Below are 15,538 nucleotides of genomic sequence, written 5' to 3'. Positions count from 1 at the left end.
AATAACCGTCGTCACCGTCGAATGAATACGCGCTCGGTTTGCCTGACTAAAAGAGTTCTTGTTGGACGGGTTTCGGTGAAGCCGGGGGGGCGATGAATTCTTCGTAACGCTTCGTCCAATCGTCGAGTTTGCGAATATAAAAATCGGAATCGTAAGGGGCGTTTTCCGAATCGTACTCTTCCAATAAACGGGCTCGTTCCCAGTCGCGAGAGCCACCAGTCCGGGAACGGGCGATGTAGTAAGTGATCCGGTCGCCCATTCGCGGAAGCGGCTTTTGACGAAGGGCCGCTTCCATCGGAGCCCGGCGGTTTTTCAGCCCGTCGCCTTCCACCGCCGCCCGGTAGGTTTCCGGATTTTGGCTCAGGTTTTCCGACCTCGCCAATTCCTTCACGTCGAGTTTTTGCCAGGCGATCTGACGGCGGTAGGTCTCGACCCGCTCGCGGGGCGGCTCGCTTTCAAGGCCAAGCAACCATCGGATCAAATGTCCGGTCAGGTTCCGCAAATACGGCTCCATTCCCCGCGAGCGCAACGCCGATCCACGCAGCAGGATTTTTCGTCCGTCGTAGATCGCGTAGTTCTTCGCTTTGTAACAGAACATCGACTCATAGCGACCGTCGAACTCAAGATCGATCCCGGTCGGCAGCTCTTTTTTCACCTCGGCCAGCAACGTTTCGGGGGTGGTGAACTTCCCTTGAGCGCTTAGATAAATCCCATCAGTATCAGCTTCCAGAACCAGGCATCCCAAGGCTTGAAAACGCTCAATCAGCCGTCGGAGAAGTTCCCGCCCTTCCCGGGTGACGGCCGCCGCCAGGTCGCCGTCGGCGAAGCGGGCGCCCGAGAATCCCAGGTATCCATAAAATGAATTGATCAGGATTTTATAGCTGCTTTGCCTTGCTTCGTATTCCGTGCGCAATTCCTCCGTCGCGGCTTCAAGAGCCAGTTTTTTATATCGCAAACGGTACTCCCGCAATTTCCGCAACAACGGAATGAACGCCCCCAACGAATCGTTGGCCGGATTCCGATCGAAGTTGAGCAGAAGGCTCGGATACAGCGACGCGACATCGAAATGCCAGACCTCCCGGAACACCCCGCGCTCGAACGATCGGGTAAATCCTCCTTCAAAGGATTCCACCGGTGCTCCTTCCGGCAGCGCCTCGCCGGCCCGGTAATACTCCTCCAGCAAGAGTAAGTCGACCTTGCCGCTCGATCCGCGGAGGGCCGCCTCCTGCATCGTCATGGGAAAGGCGCTCGCCTGGGCGAAATAAGTGGGCAACAGAAGGTCCGCGATTCCCCGCGTTTCCCGCAGGTCGTCCGCCAGATAGGACAGAAATCTCTCCCGGTCGTCGTAAAAGGCGGTCGCGATGTCGCATCCTTTCAGATACGTGCGCTCGAAGCCGGAGTCTTCTCCGCTGATCCCCAGATGGATCGCTACTTCTTTCAATCCGTAGGAAGCCATTTGCCGGGCGGTGAGATCGTAGAGCATCACCATCAAATAGGTATCGAAAACCAGTCGTCCCGGAATGTCGCACCGCGGATATTCGATCCAGCGCTCCGCCACTTTAAACCGTCCGTTCCGAAAACGCGCCGGTTGCCCGAATCTCCCCCAATCGCATTCGAGTCCCAACCGACGACACCGCACCCGCAGGTATTCCAGATCGAAGCGGAAGATGTTGTGACCTTCGATCGTGTCTGGATCCTCCTCGCGCAGGGTTCTGGAAAATTCGCGCAACAACTCCCGTTCGCCTTCGTCGCTCTCCTCCCGCAGGGTCAAGATCGTTTGGCGGTCGCCAAAACCGAGCCCGATCGCCAATACCCGGTCCCCCGGACGCCGCGGATGACTGAATTTCCCGGCGGCGGAACAGGCGGTTTCGATGTCGCATTGACACCTCCGCAGATCGGTGAAGCGGAGTTCGGCGAATTGGCGTTCCCCGGAAGCGATCAGAAACTGGCTTTCCATCGACCGGAGATAGTCGATCCCTTTCCCCACCCCGGCTTCTCCCACGAAATCCCGAAACGCCCTCAGGTCCCCGAATCGGAGAAGATTGCGGAAACGCCCCGGCCCGCGAGCCGTTACAACCTCGACTCCGGTCGGCACTCGGTCACCGGCCAGCGCCGGATCCGCCCAACAAAACGGCGAAAATGATTCCCGGCTTTCCACCCGTCTCCCTTCCGGGGCGGCGAGGGAAAGGTGGACCTCTCCTTCGGGGCTCACCCAAAGGCCGCAAATCGAACGGATTGACGTTCGTTTTTCCATCGTCTCGATTCGTCCAAATTGACACAGGATCGACCGACGTCAATGGACGACGATCGGACGAATTTTCCGCAACGCCTTGAAATACTATAGAAATGCAACATCCTCTTGCGGTCGGGGTCGGTTTTGGAGTACGATATTCGAATGAAAAACGATGTGATCGAGGTGGGGGTCAAAGGAGTGATGCCCACAGCCAATGGTTGTGCGATTTTTCTCGGCAACACCGAGAAGACGTTTGTGATTTACGTGGATCACAACATTGGCGCCGCCATCTCCATGACCATCAACTCCGTCAAGAAAGAGCGCCCGCTCACCCATGACCTCGTCGGCAGCATCTTCACCGGCCTCGGCGTCGAAGTAAACCGGGTCGTAATCAACGACGTCCGCGACGGCACCTACTTCGCCCGTCTGCTTCTTTCGATGAAAAACGAGCTGGGCACCAAACTGCTCGAAGTCGACGCCCGGCCGAGCGACAGCATGGTGCTCGCCTTGCAACAAAGGAAACCGATCCTGGTCGCCCGCGAAGTCATGGACACGGTCGAGGATATGTCCGAAGTCCTCGAGAAAATCCTCAAGCAGCAGGAAAGCGAAGCCTCCGACGACGATCCGTTGTGATTCTTTCGGCATGACGACCTCCACTCTCTCCGCGCGGCCTTTGCCCGCGCCGATCCTGCCGGACCTGCCGGTTACCTCGCTCGCCCCGATGCAAGACGTCACCGATTTGCCCTTCATGGAAGTGATCGGCCATTACGGGGCGCCCGACTACTTTTTCACCGAATATTTCCGGGTCCATGCCCATTCGCGGCTGGAGAAGCATATTCTCTCCTCCATCACCGAAAACCCAACCGGCCGGCCGGTTTTCGCCCAAATGATCGGCGATTGTCCGGAACGACTCACCGCCACCGCCCGCGAACTCGGCGAATATCCGGTGGCCGGGATCGACCTCAACATGGGGTGCCCCGCTCCGAAGATTTACAAGAAAAACGCCGGGGGAGGCTTGCTGCGCGACGTCGCCAAAATCGACCTCCTCCTCGGGCGTTTGCGCGAAGCCATTCCCGGGCGCTTCACCGTGAAAATGCGAATCGGGTTCGAAGAAACCGACGACTTCGACGCCATTCTCGATTTGATCAACAAACACCAGGTCGATCTGCTCAGCCTTCACGGAAGAACCGTCAAGGAAGGGTATCGGGGCGACGTTCATTACGACTTCATCGCCCGGGCGGTCGCCCGGGTCCATTGCCCCGTGCAAGCCAATGGCAACATCACTTCCGCCGCCAAAGCGAAAACCGTGGCCGAAGAAACCGGTTGCTTCGGCTTGATGGTCGGTCGGTCCGCCATCCGCAATCCCTGGATTTTCCGCCAAATCCGCGAACATCTGCTCGGTCATCCGGTTTTCCAACCGACCTTGGCCGATGTCCGCTCCTACATCGGCCGGCTCTACGAAGCCACCCGAACGGAATCGATCCCGGAACGGGCCCAGGTCAGCAAGATGAAGAAATACCTGAATTTCATCGGACAAAGCGTCGACCCGGAGGGAGCCTTTTTGCATGACATGCGACGCACCCGGACCGAGGAGGAATTGTTTTCCGTTTGCGACCGGCACCTGCTCGCCCACGGTTCCCAACCGTTCGCATCGGAGCCGTATCCCGGCGTGGTCGCCCGACCGAATTGCGAGTCTCCCGAAGTCGACACCACCGACGGCTGTCGCCTGTGAGACCATCGTGTCACTTGGGCCCGCCTCGGTCTCGCCGGTGCGAGAAATCAGTTGTTTCCGGCGTAGTTTCCGAAAACCATTTTTCCGGCCCCGGACGGGATGACGCTACTGATCTCCACCACGACTTCCTGGCCGATATGATCGGCCGCGTCGGCCACCACGACCATCGATCCATCGGATAAAAAGCCGACCCCCTGCCCTGCCTCCTTCCCGCGTTTCACCAACTCCACCACCAGTATTTCGCCGGGAACCAGTTCCGGGGCCAATGCCCGGATAAGGTGGTTGATGTTGAGCCAAACGACTCCGTGGAACTCGGCCAGTTTCGCCAAATTATAATCCATCGTCAGGAGCTTAGCCTTCAGGGAGCTGGCCACGAAAATCAACTTCGCGTCGACTTCCTGTTGTTTCCCCACTCCGCTTTCCTCGATTCGGAGATCGACGTGCGGCAACGCTTTCAACCGGTTCAACGCCACCAGGCCCCGCCGTCCTTTCGCCTTCCGCACCGGATCGTTCGAATCCGCGATTTTCTGCAGCTCGTCCAGGACAAACCGCGGGATCACCAGGGCGGAACTCAAAAACTGGCTTTCGCAGATTTTGACGATTCGGCCGTCGATCAAAGCACTCGTATCGACCACCACCAACGGGACATCGACCCCATGCGGGACGAACCGCACATACGGAATCACCAGGTTGAACTCGTCCTTGCCCCGCAACGCGATCACCGCGCCGAGATAACTGCAAATCACGAACAACGCCAACCGGGAAAGATGAATCACTTCCGCGTCGCCGGCTTCGAACAACGGGGAACTCGAAATCAAATAAGCCACCAGCGCTCCGACCGCGAGCCCGAACGTCACCGCCGACAAACCCCGCAACGAAAACCCTTTGAGGAAAATATCGACCAAAATAACGAACGCCCCCAGCAACAGGCCGAACGTCGTTGTCAGCCAGCGGATGTCATCCCAATCCTCAATCGTGTAAGTGACGAGCCACGCCCCCGCCCCGCACAATAACATGAAAAGGATGCGTATCGTCAGGAGATTCTTGTTCATCACATGGCCCGGTTCACCTCGGCGTCAGGGGATGTATTCTTAAAAATGCCTGATGTAGAGCAAGATAAATGGCAGAACGATAAAGATCGCCATCACCAAATAAATGATCAAGCGGCTTTGGTCCGCCTTTCTCTTTTCGTTGTCTTTGTCGGAGTTCATCTGTCGGTCGCGGAGAGTGTCGTGCGAGTCATCCCGTTAGGTCTGCCAGGGCGACGAGATGTTCCCTAAAGAGCGGCGGTCAGCGCAAGTCATAAATCGAAAATCGAACGCCACTGGCCCATCCGTCCGTCTCGCGCCCGCCGGTCCCGCCCGCCCATTTTGGCTACGATCATCCGTTTTGCTTTGATCATTCGACGACTCCGATCATTTTCAACTCACCGATAGGATCGACCTCTTCGGACAACGGCGGCAAATTGAAAGGAGTATTGGTCATTTCACCGGACGGCAGGATCACGGGAGCGAATTCAACGGCTCGCGACTGGTGGGGCGCGTCCGACGAATCTCCGCTCGACGGCCGCTTTTTCCCCGCGCTTTTTGAAATGGAAGTGGTGGCGGAGACCGAGGAGGACCGGCTTTTCCAATGGGATCTCCTCCGCGAAGCCGCCCTGAGCGACCCGATCGCCCTGCCGCTCCTCCCCGACGGAGAAGAACCGGAAACCTTCCCGGTGACGGTCCGTTTGGAGAAGATTTTATCGATGGGCGACTCCGCGGGCGGTTATTTTTGTTTGGTCGAGCGAAACGCCGCCGATCCGGGTTCTCCTCTGTCGGCCGCCGAGTCCGCTGTCGGGGAAACGCCGGCAGGCAACGTAGCGGCATCCGCCTCCGCCCCGGTCGACCTTCTCGAGGATGCCGATCACATCGGATTTTTCGCATTGGAATTCCCGGACGGCCCCTGCCGGTATTCTCCTTCCTGGAAACGGATGCTCGGCTACCAACCCCACGAACTCGCGGACAACCACCAGACGTTGATCAAGTTGGTCCACCCCGAAGATTCCGAGGCGACCCCGGATCACACGGAACAGGGTCCGCCCGATGGTCGCCTGCCGTTTTCGATCGAATTTCGCCTGCGCCACAAATCGGGCCGCTACCTTTGGATCCAAAGCGTCGGAGTTCAAACGTTCGACGAATCCGGCCGACTGGCCCGGGCCACCGGGTTTCATCTGAACATTCAGGAGCGCAAGGAGATTGAAGAAGAAACCCTGCAGAACGAAGATCGCTTCCTCACCCTGGTCGAACGGGGAAAACTCGGATTCTTCGATTTCGATCTTCGCCATCGGACCGCCTATCTCTCGCCCGCCTGGCGGGAAAAACTCGGATTCACCGAAACGAATCCGCGCGAAGGTCCGGACCATTTATGGCGACTATTGAAGGGAGGACAATCGGCCGAGGATTTCGCGGCGGTTTTCGGTCCGGGCGATTCCCCGGCCTCCTTTTCCAAAGAATTGCGGATCCGGGGCAAGGACGGACAATTTGTCAATCTCCACGCCCGCATCGTCCGGATCACCAACCGCCGGGGGGAATTACTCCGGGTCATCGGTTTGCAATCCGACCAGGATGACTCCGGCGCCGTCACCTGGGACGAACCCGCCCAACCGGCGGCGCTCTACGCCGCCCTTCACGCGGTCAATGAAGCAGTCGTTCTCACCGACGCCCACGCCACCGTTATTTTCTGCAATCAAAAAGCGGCCACCCTTGGCCACTTCACGGCCCAGGATGTGATCGGACGGACCCTCACCGAGGCGCTTCCCTTAGTCCGCTCCTTCGACCGCGAACTGAAGCAAAACCTGGCCGATCAAGTCCTCGCTTCCGGCCGGCCGATTCTCTTCAGCCGGGATTTCCTGCTGGAACAAGCCGGAACCGATCCCCGCGAAATCGTCCTTTCCTGCCTCCCCCTCCGCGATTCTCGCGAAAAGATTCTCGGCGCGGTGCTCGTCTTCCGAGACCCGGTCGAAATGTCGCTTACGCCCGAGGAACTCGCCAAAAGCAATCGGATGGAATCGCTCGGCTTGCTGGCGGGGGGAGTGGCGCACGATTTCAACAACCTCCTCACCACGATCGTCGGCGGTCTTTCACTGGCCCGCGAGACGAGAAACTGGGACCTGCTCGACAACAGCGAAAAAGCCTGTCTATCCGCCCGGAATTTGACCCGCCAACTCCTCACCTTCGCCCGCGGAAGGGAGGGCGAACGCAAGCCGCAACACCTTGGGAAATTGATCCAGGATTGCCTCCGGCTTTCCTCCGCGGGCTCGAAAGTCGTCGCCACCGTCGAAATCCCTTCCGATCTCCATCCGGTCGCGATCGATGCGGCCCGCATGAGCCAGGTGTTCCAAAATCTCATCATCAACGCCATTCAAGGAATAGGCGACGCCGGCGGTAAGCTTACCATCAGCGGCGAGAACCTCGTGTTGAGCGGAGAGGACACCACCGGCCTTCCTCCCGGGGATTACGTCCGTATCGCCGTCAAGGATACAGGAAGGGGAATTCCCCCGGAGAACCTCAGCCGGATCTTCGAACCGTTTTTCACCACCAAGGAGACTGGCACCGGCCTCGGCCTTTCCACCGTCGCTGCGATCGTCCGTCTCCACGAAGGACAAATCACCGTCACCTCGAAAGTGGCCGTCGGCACAACCTTCTTCGTCTACCTGCCCAAATCCTCCGAGGGCGTCGCGGAAGAGAGCCGCCGGATTCCCAGCCTGAAATTCGGCACTGGCCGGATCCTCTTCATGGATGACGACGAAGACATCGCCGCCCTCGCGGCGGGCATGTTGCATCGCCTCGACTACCAGTTCGACATCGCCCGCAACGGCGAAGAAGCGGTCGCCCTCTACCGGCGTTATTTGAAAGTCGACCGGCCCTACGACGCCGTGATTCTCGACTTGACCATCATCGGTGGGATGGGCGGGGAGGAAACCCTGCAAAAACTGCGGGAACTCGACCCCGACGTCCGGGCGATCGTCTCGAGTGGCTACAGCACCGACGATTCCCAGGAGTTTTACCTGAATAAAGGCTTTTACGGAGTCCTCTCCAAACCCTACCGTTCCGAGGAAATGGGCCGGGTCCTCCGTAAAGTTCTTGGCAAAGAGAGCGAACCGGCGCCTCCGGACGAGTGATTTTGGTTGAAGCAGCGTGAACCCCTGACTTACTTGAACCACTGATAACTGAAAAGCTATGAGAACTTTATTTTATTCAATCCTCTTGCTCGGGCTTTCGGCTTCCTCCGGCGTGGCCGAAAGAAGCGGCCTTTCGGTCCACCTCCGCCCGGACTCCAACTCCCCGGTGATCGGGACTCTTCCGGCGAACAGCCCCCGGGTGCCTCCGGCCGAGGAGGTCGAACTGACCGCCGAGCAGAAAGAAAAAGGATGGGAAGCGATCGCTTTTCAGGATAATTTCCGGGGCCACGTCCGCCTTTCGCAGGTGCGGAAAGATCTGACCATCACCTCCGGCTCCCCGATCTATGTTTCGCCGTCAGAAAATCCGCGGAACATCCTCGCCCATGCCGAACGACGCGACGTTTTCGAAGTCGGCCGGGTCGACGGAAACTGGGCCGAAGTGAGCTTCCGCAAGCCCGTTACCGGCTACGTCCGCCCCGGGGCCGACGCAGCCCCTCGCTCCACCGAGCGTGAGGGCTCGCGCACCGACGGCGACCGCGCGCGCACCGAACAATCAGAGGTCCGCGACGTCCCGGTCGCCGACGCTTCCCAACCGCGGCCCCGGATCCCCGAACGGGCCGGCACCCCGACACCGGGCACCCTCCGGGCCTTTGAAGGCTACCTCAGCCCCACCCGTTCCCTTTTCGGACGAACTCAACCGTATCCCCACCAAATTGTGGATCAATCGGGCAACCGGATCGCTTACGTCGACTTGTCCAAGCTCCTCATTACGACCCCGATGGATCGGCTTTACGGTCACCAATTTGAGGTCTACGGCCGGGCCGAACCGCTGGAGGGCCGGCGCGACTTCGTCATTCGGGTCGAACGGATGCACCGCAAATAAAACCCAGGAAGGAATACATTCAGCGTGAGCATTCTCATCGACGGAAACCGGATTGCCGGAGAAATCATCGCCGAACTGACCCGCGAGGTCGCCTCCCTCCCCGCCCGCCCGTGCGTGGCCTTCGTGCGGGTCGGCGACGACCCAGCCTCCGTCTCCTATGTCAGGAAGAAGGAGAAAACCGCGGCCAGCATCGGGATCGAAAGCAAGATGTCGGTTTTCCCGGATTCAATCACCCAGGACGAGTTGTTCGCCTTCATCGACCAACTCAACCAGGACAATTCCGTCCACGGAATTCTCGTCCAATCCCCCCTTCCCGCCCACATCGACGAAACCGCGACTTTCCGCCGGGTGTTGCCCGAGAAGGACGTCGACGGATTTCACACCGTCAATCTCGGGAAACTTTGCCAGGAGGATTCGAGCGGTTTCACCGCCTGCACCCCGCAAGGCATCCTCGAACTCCTCGTCCGCAGCGGAATTTCCCTGAACGGCAAACACGTCGTGGTGATCGGCCGCAGCCTCATCGTGGGTAAACCATTCGCCTTGCTCGCCATGCAGAAGAATGAGACCGCGAATGCCACGGTCACCGTCTGCCACTCCCGCACCACCAATCTGGCCGAACTGGTCCGCCAGGCCGACGTCGTCGTGGCCGCCATAGGCAAACCCGAATTCGTCACTGCCGACATGATCAAACCGGGTGCCGTAGTGATCGACGTCGGAGTCAACCGCATCCCGGACGCTTCCCGCAAATCCGGCTACCGCCTCGTCGGCGACGTCCATTTTTCAAGCGTGTCCGAAATCGCCGGACAAATCACTCCCGTCCCGGGAGGCGTAGGGCCGATGACGGTTGCCCTTTTGATGAAAAACACCGTCAAGGCCTTTCAGCAGCAGTGGACTCCGTAACGCGGCGGGTTCGACTCGCCACGCCCCGAAGCGGACTCACTGTTTATTTAAAATCCAACCGTGAATCAAAAGCCAAAGATTTTGGTGGTCGACGACCAACCGATCAACGTTCACCTGCTCAAGCGAATGCTCGAGCGGGAGAACATGGATGTCCGGACCGCCCAAAGCGGGCCGGAATGTTTGGCGGAAGTGGAACGGGAGATTCCCGACGTCATTCTCCTCGACGTGATGATGCCCGGGATGGATGGCATCGAAGTCTGCCAGCGCCTCAAACAGTCCGAAGAATCGAAATCGATCCCCGTCATTTTCATCTCGGCCCGCTCCAGCAAAGAAGGGCGACTGGAAGGACTGGAAAGCGGCGCGGTCGACTACATCACCAAACCGATCGATTTGGACGAAACTTTGGCCCGGATCCGAACCCAACTCCGATTCCTCGCGATCAACCGCCAAAACATCGAGTTGCAAAAACGTCTCGGCGAGGCCCGGCGGGTCGCCACCATCGGCGCCATCACCCGCGGCCTGGCCCATAATCTCAACAACCTCCTCGGCGTCACCGTCGGCTACGTCGATCTGATCAAGACCTTCTACGACCAACCCGCGATGGTCCAGAAAAACGCGGTCATGCTCGACCGGGCCGTCATGCGGATCGTCGAACTCGTCAAACAGGTCAGTTACGTCGCGGTGGAAACCCAGCTCCCGCTCTCCCGCATCGGTTTAAAAGAGCTTCTCACCGGGGCCGTCGCTCGCTACCAGCACGAATATCAAATCAACGATCCCGTGGAAATCGTCGCCGACGAAGACCGGCAAGTGCAAACGAATCCGGAGGTGATGGAGGACGCCATCGCCCGCGTCCTCATCAACGCCTGGGAGAGCTACGGTGACGGCGTAATCGGCGAACGCCGGATCATCTTGACTGGAACCACGGTCGAAACCGACGGTAAACACCTTCTGCAAGTGACGGTCGACGATTTCGGCAAGGGAATCGATCCCAGCCTGAAAGACAGCCTCTTCGAACCGTTCACCAGCTCCAAGCGCACCGTCGGGACCGGCATGGGTTTGACCGTAGCCCGCCATTGCCTGCGCAATCTCTCCGGTCAACTGAAGGTCGAAGGCCGCCCCGAAGGAGGGACCCGCGCCACCCTCACCCACGAATATTGATCCGGCAAACACTCCCCCGACAACTTCGGAATGAACCGTCGGCGGGGTCGTTGAGAAAGTTAAAGTTGAAATCGGCAAACCCTCTGGCATTGTTTCCCTGTGCAAGATGTGACGGACCTGGGGGAAAAGACCCCGAATTTCGAGGAAGCCCTCCAACGTTTGGAGGAGATTGTCGAGGCAATGGAAGAGGGGGAAATCCCTCTCGACGATCTACTGCGCAAGTATGAAGAAGGAAGCGACCTCCTGAAAATTTGCGGCAAACGGTTGAATGAGGCCGAGTTAAAAATCGAGCAACTGAAAAAGACCGCTGCCGGAGATTCGCTCTTGCCCCTCGATTCCGACCCCGCCTGACCGGGCGCCTTCACTCCATTCGTCACATTCCGCTTGGCACCGTATCCTATGGCCGATCATTCATTACCCAATCCCGCTTCGCGACTTCTCGACGACATCCGCTGCCCGGATGACGTTAAAAAACTGCACCCCAAGCAACTTTCCCGGCTCGCCGGAGAGATCCGCGAAGAAATTCTCCATGTCACCTCCGTCAATGGCGGTCACGTCGGGCCCAACCTCGGAGTGGTCGAACTGACCATCGCGCTTCATCGGGTCTTTTCCACCCCGACGGATCAATTCGTCTTCGACGTTTCCCACCAAGGTTACGTGCACAAGCTCCTCACCGGCCGCTCGGGCGAGGCGTTTCGCAACATCCGGAAGACGGGCGGGTTCAGCGGATTTTTGACTCAAGCCGAAAGCCCCCACGACAGTTGGGGCGCCGGCCACGCCGGCACCGCCCTTTCCGCCGCTTTGGGAATGGCCGCCGCCCGCGACCTTCGCGGCAGTGACGAACATGTGGTGGCGGTCATCGGAGACGCCGCCCTCACCTGCGGCATCTCCATGGAGGCCCTCAACAACATCACCGCCTGCGCCCGGCGGTTGATCGTCGTGCTCAACGACAACGAATGGTCGATCGCCCGCAACGTCGGCGCCCTCTCCAAATACCTCACCGAACTGATCACCAATCCGGTTTACAACCGCCTGCACGAGGACGTCGAATCGTTCCTGCGACGCGTTCCGGGCGGCGATTCCCTCCTGCGCATGGGATCCGCCGCCAAACACAGCGCCAAAAACATCGTCGCCCCGGCCAGTCTGTTTGAAAAATACGGGGTCCGTTACCTCGGTCCGATCGACGGACATGACATCGATTTGGTCACCAAGAACCTCGAATTCGCCAAACAAGCCGACGAACCGGTCTTCCTTCATGTCATCACGACCAAGGGAAAAGGTTACGACGTCGCCATCGAACATCCCGAAAAGTTCCACGGGACCAGCCCGTTTGACATCGCCACCGGTAAGAGCAAACCGCCCAAGACCACCCCCGCCCCCGCTTACCAGGATGTCTTCGGCGATGCGATGGTCGGCTTCGCGGCCAAAGATCCGAAGATCATCGGAATAACCGCCGCCATGCCCTCCGGCACCGGATTATCCAAACTGGAACAGGAAGTGCCCGGACAATTTTTCGACGTCGGTATCGCCGAGGAGCATGCCGTCCTTTTTGCCGGTGGCATGGCAACCAAAGGATTTCACCCGGTCTGCGCCATTTACAGCACCTTCCTGCAACGTGGATTCGACCCGATCCTCCACGACATCTGCTTACAGAATCTTCCGGTGACTTTCGCGATGGACCGGGCTGGCCTCTCCCCCAACGACGGTCCGACCCACCATGGTCTTTTCGACATCGCCTTCCTCCGCTGCATCCCGAACGCCACCATCATGCAGCCGCGCAACGAAGACGAATTGGTCGACATGCTGCACACCTCCCTCCATACGCCTTCTCCGACTTTCATCCGTTACCCGCGCGGTTCCGCCGAAGGCACCGGCATCAAGGAATCACCGCGGAAACTCGCCATCGGCCAAGCCGAACTCCTGAAGTCCGGGACCGATATCGCGATCTGGGCTCTCGGCCCCATGGTCCGTGATGCCTTGGCGATCGCCGCCCGGCTGGAAGAGGAAGAGGGAGTCAGCGTCGCCGTCGTCGACGCCCGCTTCATCAAACCACTCGACACCCGGCTTCTCCACGAACAGGGCGAACAGGTTTCCCTGCTGGTCACGATGGAAGATCATACGTTGCCGGGCGGATTCGGCAGCGCCGTTCTGGAAAGCCTGGCCGAAGCCGGTCTCCGCACCCCGGTGGAACGCATCGGCTGGCCCGACCGCTTCATCGAACACGGCTCGTCCGTCGAATCCCTCCGTCAGGCGCACGGTCTCGATCCCGAATCAATCCACCAAAAAATCCGGACCCGGTTGCTGGCGGAAAAGCCGCACCTTCTCTCGCTCTGAAGCGATTTTCAATCAATCCATGCCGAATCTTCGGCAACGGATGCGTAGCGTCAATCAAGAACTCAAGTTGTTCAGAAAGAATAACTTGAGCTACTAACAACGCCATTTGACAACCGGGGGTTCATGGCCTACACGAGGAGATCATGAAGCGCTCTGATTACCCGTTCCACGTGATGACCAAACCGGTCGGCCCCTTGTGTAATCTCAACTGCCATTATTGTTTTTACCTCGAAAAGCAGACGATGTTTCCTTCCGGTCACGCCTTCCGGATGACGGATGAGGTGCTCGACCGTTACATTCGGGGATACATTGAAAGTCAGCCGACGGAGGAAGTCGTTTTCACGTGGCAAGGGGGAGAACCGACGATGCTCGGACTAAAATTTTTCCGGCGGGTGATCGAACTCCAACAACACTACGCCGACGGGCGGCGCATCGGCAACGCTCTCCAAACCAACGGCACCTTGCTCGACGACGAATGGGGGGCCTTCCTCCACCACCATCAATTCCTGGTCGGAATCAGCGTCGACGGTCCTCCCAACCTCCACGACACCTACCGGAAAGACAAGAAGGGCGACCCTTCATCGGACCGCGTGGTCCGCGGGGTTGAAATTCTGCAAAAGCATCGGGTCGAATTCAACACGTTGACGGTGGTCAACCGGCAGACCTCCAAATGGCCGTTGCTGGTTTACAGTTACTTGAAAAAACTCGGCAGCCGTTATCTCCAATTCATCCCGGTGGTCGAACGGAACGATGAATCCTGCGCCACCCTGGCCGCTCCGCCGAACCTGGAAACGGGGGAAGACGAATCCGACCGGGTCACTCCCTGGAGCGTCCGACCGGAGGATTACGGGAATTTCCTTTCGACGATTTTCCGGGAATGGGTGCGCCACGACGTCGGAAAGGTGTTCGTCCAAACCTTCGACGTCACCCTCTCGACCTGGGTCGGAGGTCCTCCGGGGATTTGCATCTTCGCCCCGACCTGCGGCCATGGCGTCGCGATGGAATCCAATGGAGACGTGTTCTCCTGCGACCATTATGTTTATCCTGACTACCGGCTCGGCAACATCATGGAGGGCGATCTCACCGATATGATCGCTTCGACGAAACAGCGAAAATTCGGTCAGGACAAAACGGATACGTTGCCCGACGCCTGCCGCAACTGCCGCTATCTTTTCGCCTGCAATGGCGGTTGTCCGAAGCATCGGTTTCTCCGGACTTCCGACGGACAACCCGGCTTGAATTATCTCTGCGCCGGTTACCGGAAGTTTTTCAAAACCAGCGAGCCCGCGATGAAAAAAATGGCCGACCTGTTGGCCCGCGGTCGTGCCCCCGCCGACATCATGCGTTCATAAAACCGGCTGCGCTCCCCTTGCCGAACCGGTTTCGCCGGACGAACCCGGTCCCATTTTCGCGTTTGCGTCTCGCCGGATGTCCAAAAGACGTTATACATAGATACTGAATGGATCTTGTATCGAGCGTCGTCATCGGAGTCGGTCTGGCCGCGGCCTGCGGATTCCGTGTATTTGTGCCGTTGCTGGTCATGAGCATTGGCGCGAACGCGGGACAACTCACCTTGGCCCACGAATTGGAGTGGATCGCTTCCTATCCGGCGATGATGGCGTTCGCCATCGCCACGGCTCTGGAGATTGGAGGATATTATATTCCCTGGATCGACAACCTGCTCGATTCGATCGCCACTCCGGCGGCGGTAGTGGCCGGTTCTCTGGCCATGGGGGGCGTGGTGACCGATCTCGACCCGTTGCTTAAATGGGCCGTGGCGATCGTCGCCGGGGGTGGAACCGCCGGGGCCGTCCAGGGAGTCAGCGTATTGGCCCGGGGCGCCTCCACTCTAACCACCGGGGGGTTGGGCAATCCGGTTGTTTCCACCGCCGAAGCGGGTGGTTCCGTCGCGACGGCCGGCTTGGCCCTCTTTTTGCCCTGGATCGCCCTCGCCCTGGTGATCCTCTTTCTGGTAGGCAGCATCGGATTGATCTTCCGCAGCCGGAAGCGCCCTCCCCCGCCGACCGCAGCAGGCCCCGCGTAACCTTCTTGTCGTTCGACTCGAGTCGCCTTCGAGTTGGCAAATCCTCCTTCTTTAGGTTTGCCATTCCCCGGTCTTTTCCCCATCGTCGGAAT

12 protein-coding genes are annotated in these 15,538 nt (G+C 58.9%); 10 read left to right on the top strand and 2 right to left on the bottom strand.

Going from position 1 to position 15,538, the window contains the following annotated elements; genetic code table 11:
* Positions 1–46 precede the first annotated feature (46 nt).
* Positions 47–2,254, bottom strand: a complete 2,208-nt coding sequence (locus ACWUI2_RS20570; RefSeq protein WP_486984723.1) for a DNA polymerase domain-containing protein — start codon at positions 2,252–2,254, stop codon at positions 47–49.
* Between the two features lie 141 nt (positions 2,255–2,395).
* Here ACWUI2_RS20570 and ACWUI2_RS20565 point away from each other — a divergent pair, with 141 nt between their 5' ends.
* A complete protein-coding gene (locus ACWUI2_RS20565) occupies positions 2,396–2,866 on the top strand; it encodes a bifunctional nuclease family protein (RefSeq protein WP_486984722.1) in 471 nt (156 codons plus the stop codon).
* A 10-nt stretch (positions 2,867–2,876) separates the two neighbouring features.
* Positions 2,877–3,965 carry a tRNA-dihydrouridine synthase family protein gene (locus ACWUI2_RS20560; RefSeq protein WP_486984721.1) on the top strand — a complete coding sequence of 363 codons (1,089 nt, stop codon included), beginning with the start codon at positions 2,877–2,879 and terminating at the stop codon, positions 3,963–3,965.
* Positions 3,966–4,012: 47 nt separating this feature from the next.
* On the opposite strand, the gene ACWUI2_RS20555 is transcribed toward ACWUI2_RS20560, so the two are convergent.
* The gene (locus ACWUI2_RS20555; RefSeq protein WP_486984720.1) at positions 4,013–5,017 is read right to left on the bottom strand and encodes a PIN/TRAM domain-containing protein; all 1,005 of its coding nucleotides are present in this window, start codon (positions 5,015–5,017) and stop codon (positions 4,013–4,015) included.
* Between the two features lie 413 nt (positions 5,018–5,430).
* On the opposite strand from ACWUI2_RS20555, the gene ACWUI2_RS20550 reads away from it, so the two are divergent.
* From ACWUI2_RS20550 to ACWUI2_RS20515, 8 genes are all read left to right on the top strand, one after another.
* The gene (locus ACWUI2_RS20550) at positions 5,431–8,127 is read left to right on the top strand and encodes a PAS domain-containing hybrid sensor histidine kinase/response regulator (protein WP_486984719.1); all 2,697 of its coding nucleotides are present in this window, start codon (positions 5,431–5,433) and stop codon (positions 8,125–8,127) included.
* A gap of 58 nt (positions 8,128–8,185) precedes the next feature.
* The gene (locus ACWUI2_RS20545; protein ID WP_486984718.1) at positions 8,186–9,010 is read left to right on the top strand and encodes an SH3 domain-containing protein; all 825 of its coding nucleotides are present in this window, start codon (positions 8,186–8,188) and stop codon (positions 9,008–9,010) included.
* Between the two features lie 24 nt (positions 9,011–9,034).
* Entirely contained in the window at positions 9,035–9,910 is an 876-nt protein-coding gene (folD, locus tag ACWUI2_RS20540) for a bifunctional methylenetetrahydrofolate dehydrogenase/methenyltetrahydrofolate cyclohydrolase FolD (protein ID WP_486984717.1), read from the top strand.
* A gap of 60 nt (positions 9,911–9,970) precedes the next feature.
* Complete coding sequence (locus tag ACWUI2_RS20535) at positions 9,971–11,068, top strand: hybrid sensor histidine kinase/response regulator (RefSeq protein WP_486984716.1); 1,098 nt, start codon at positions 9,971–9,973, stop codon at positions 11,066–11,068.
* A gap of 99 nt (positions 11,069–11,167) precedes the next feature.
* Positions 11,168–11,419: an exodeoxyribonuclease VII small subunit gene (gene xseB / locus ACWUI2_RS20530; protein WP_486984715.1), complete on the top strand. Its 252-nt coding sequence runs from the start codon at positions 11,168–11,170 to the stop codon at positions 11,417–11,419.
* 48 nt (positions 11,420–11,467) lie between these two features.
* Positions 11,468–13,402, top strand: coding sequence for a 1-deoxy-D-xylulose-5-phosphate synthase (gene dxs, locus ACWUI2_RS20525; protein ID WP_486984714.1), 1,935 nt, complete (start codon positions 11,468–11,470; stop codon positions 13,400–13,402).
* Between the two features lie 143 nt (positions 13,403–13,545).
* Complete coding sequence (locus ACWUI2_RS20520) at positions 13,546–14,754, top strand: anaerobic sulfatase maturase (protein ID WP_486984713.1); 1,209 nt, start codon at positions 13,546–13,548, stop codon at positions 14,752–14,754.
* 107 nt (positions 14,755–14,861) lie between these two features.
* Positions 14,862–15,446 (top strand): DUF4126 domain-containing protein, encoded by a 585-nt coding sequence (locus ACWUI2_RS20515; protein ID WP_486984712.1) that lies wholly within the window; start codon positions 14,862–14,864, stop codon positions 15,444–15,446.
* Positions 15,447–15,538 lie beyond the last annotated feature (92 nt).

The organism is Verruconatronum alginivorum (assembly GCF_056590205.1).
Note: the sequence above shows the minus strand (reverse complement) of the source record. Positions and strands in the feature narration are given on the sequence as shown.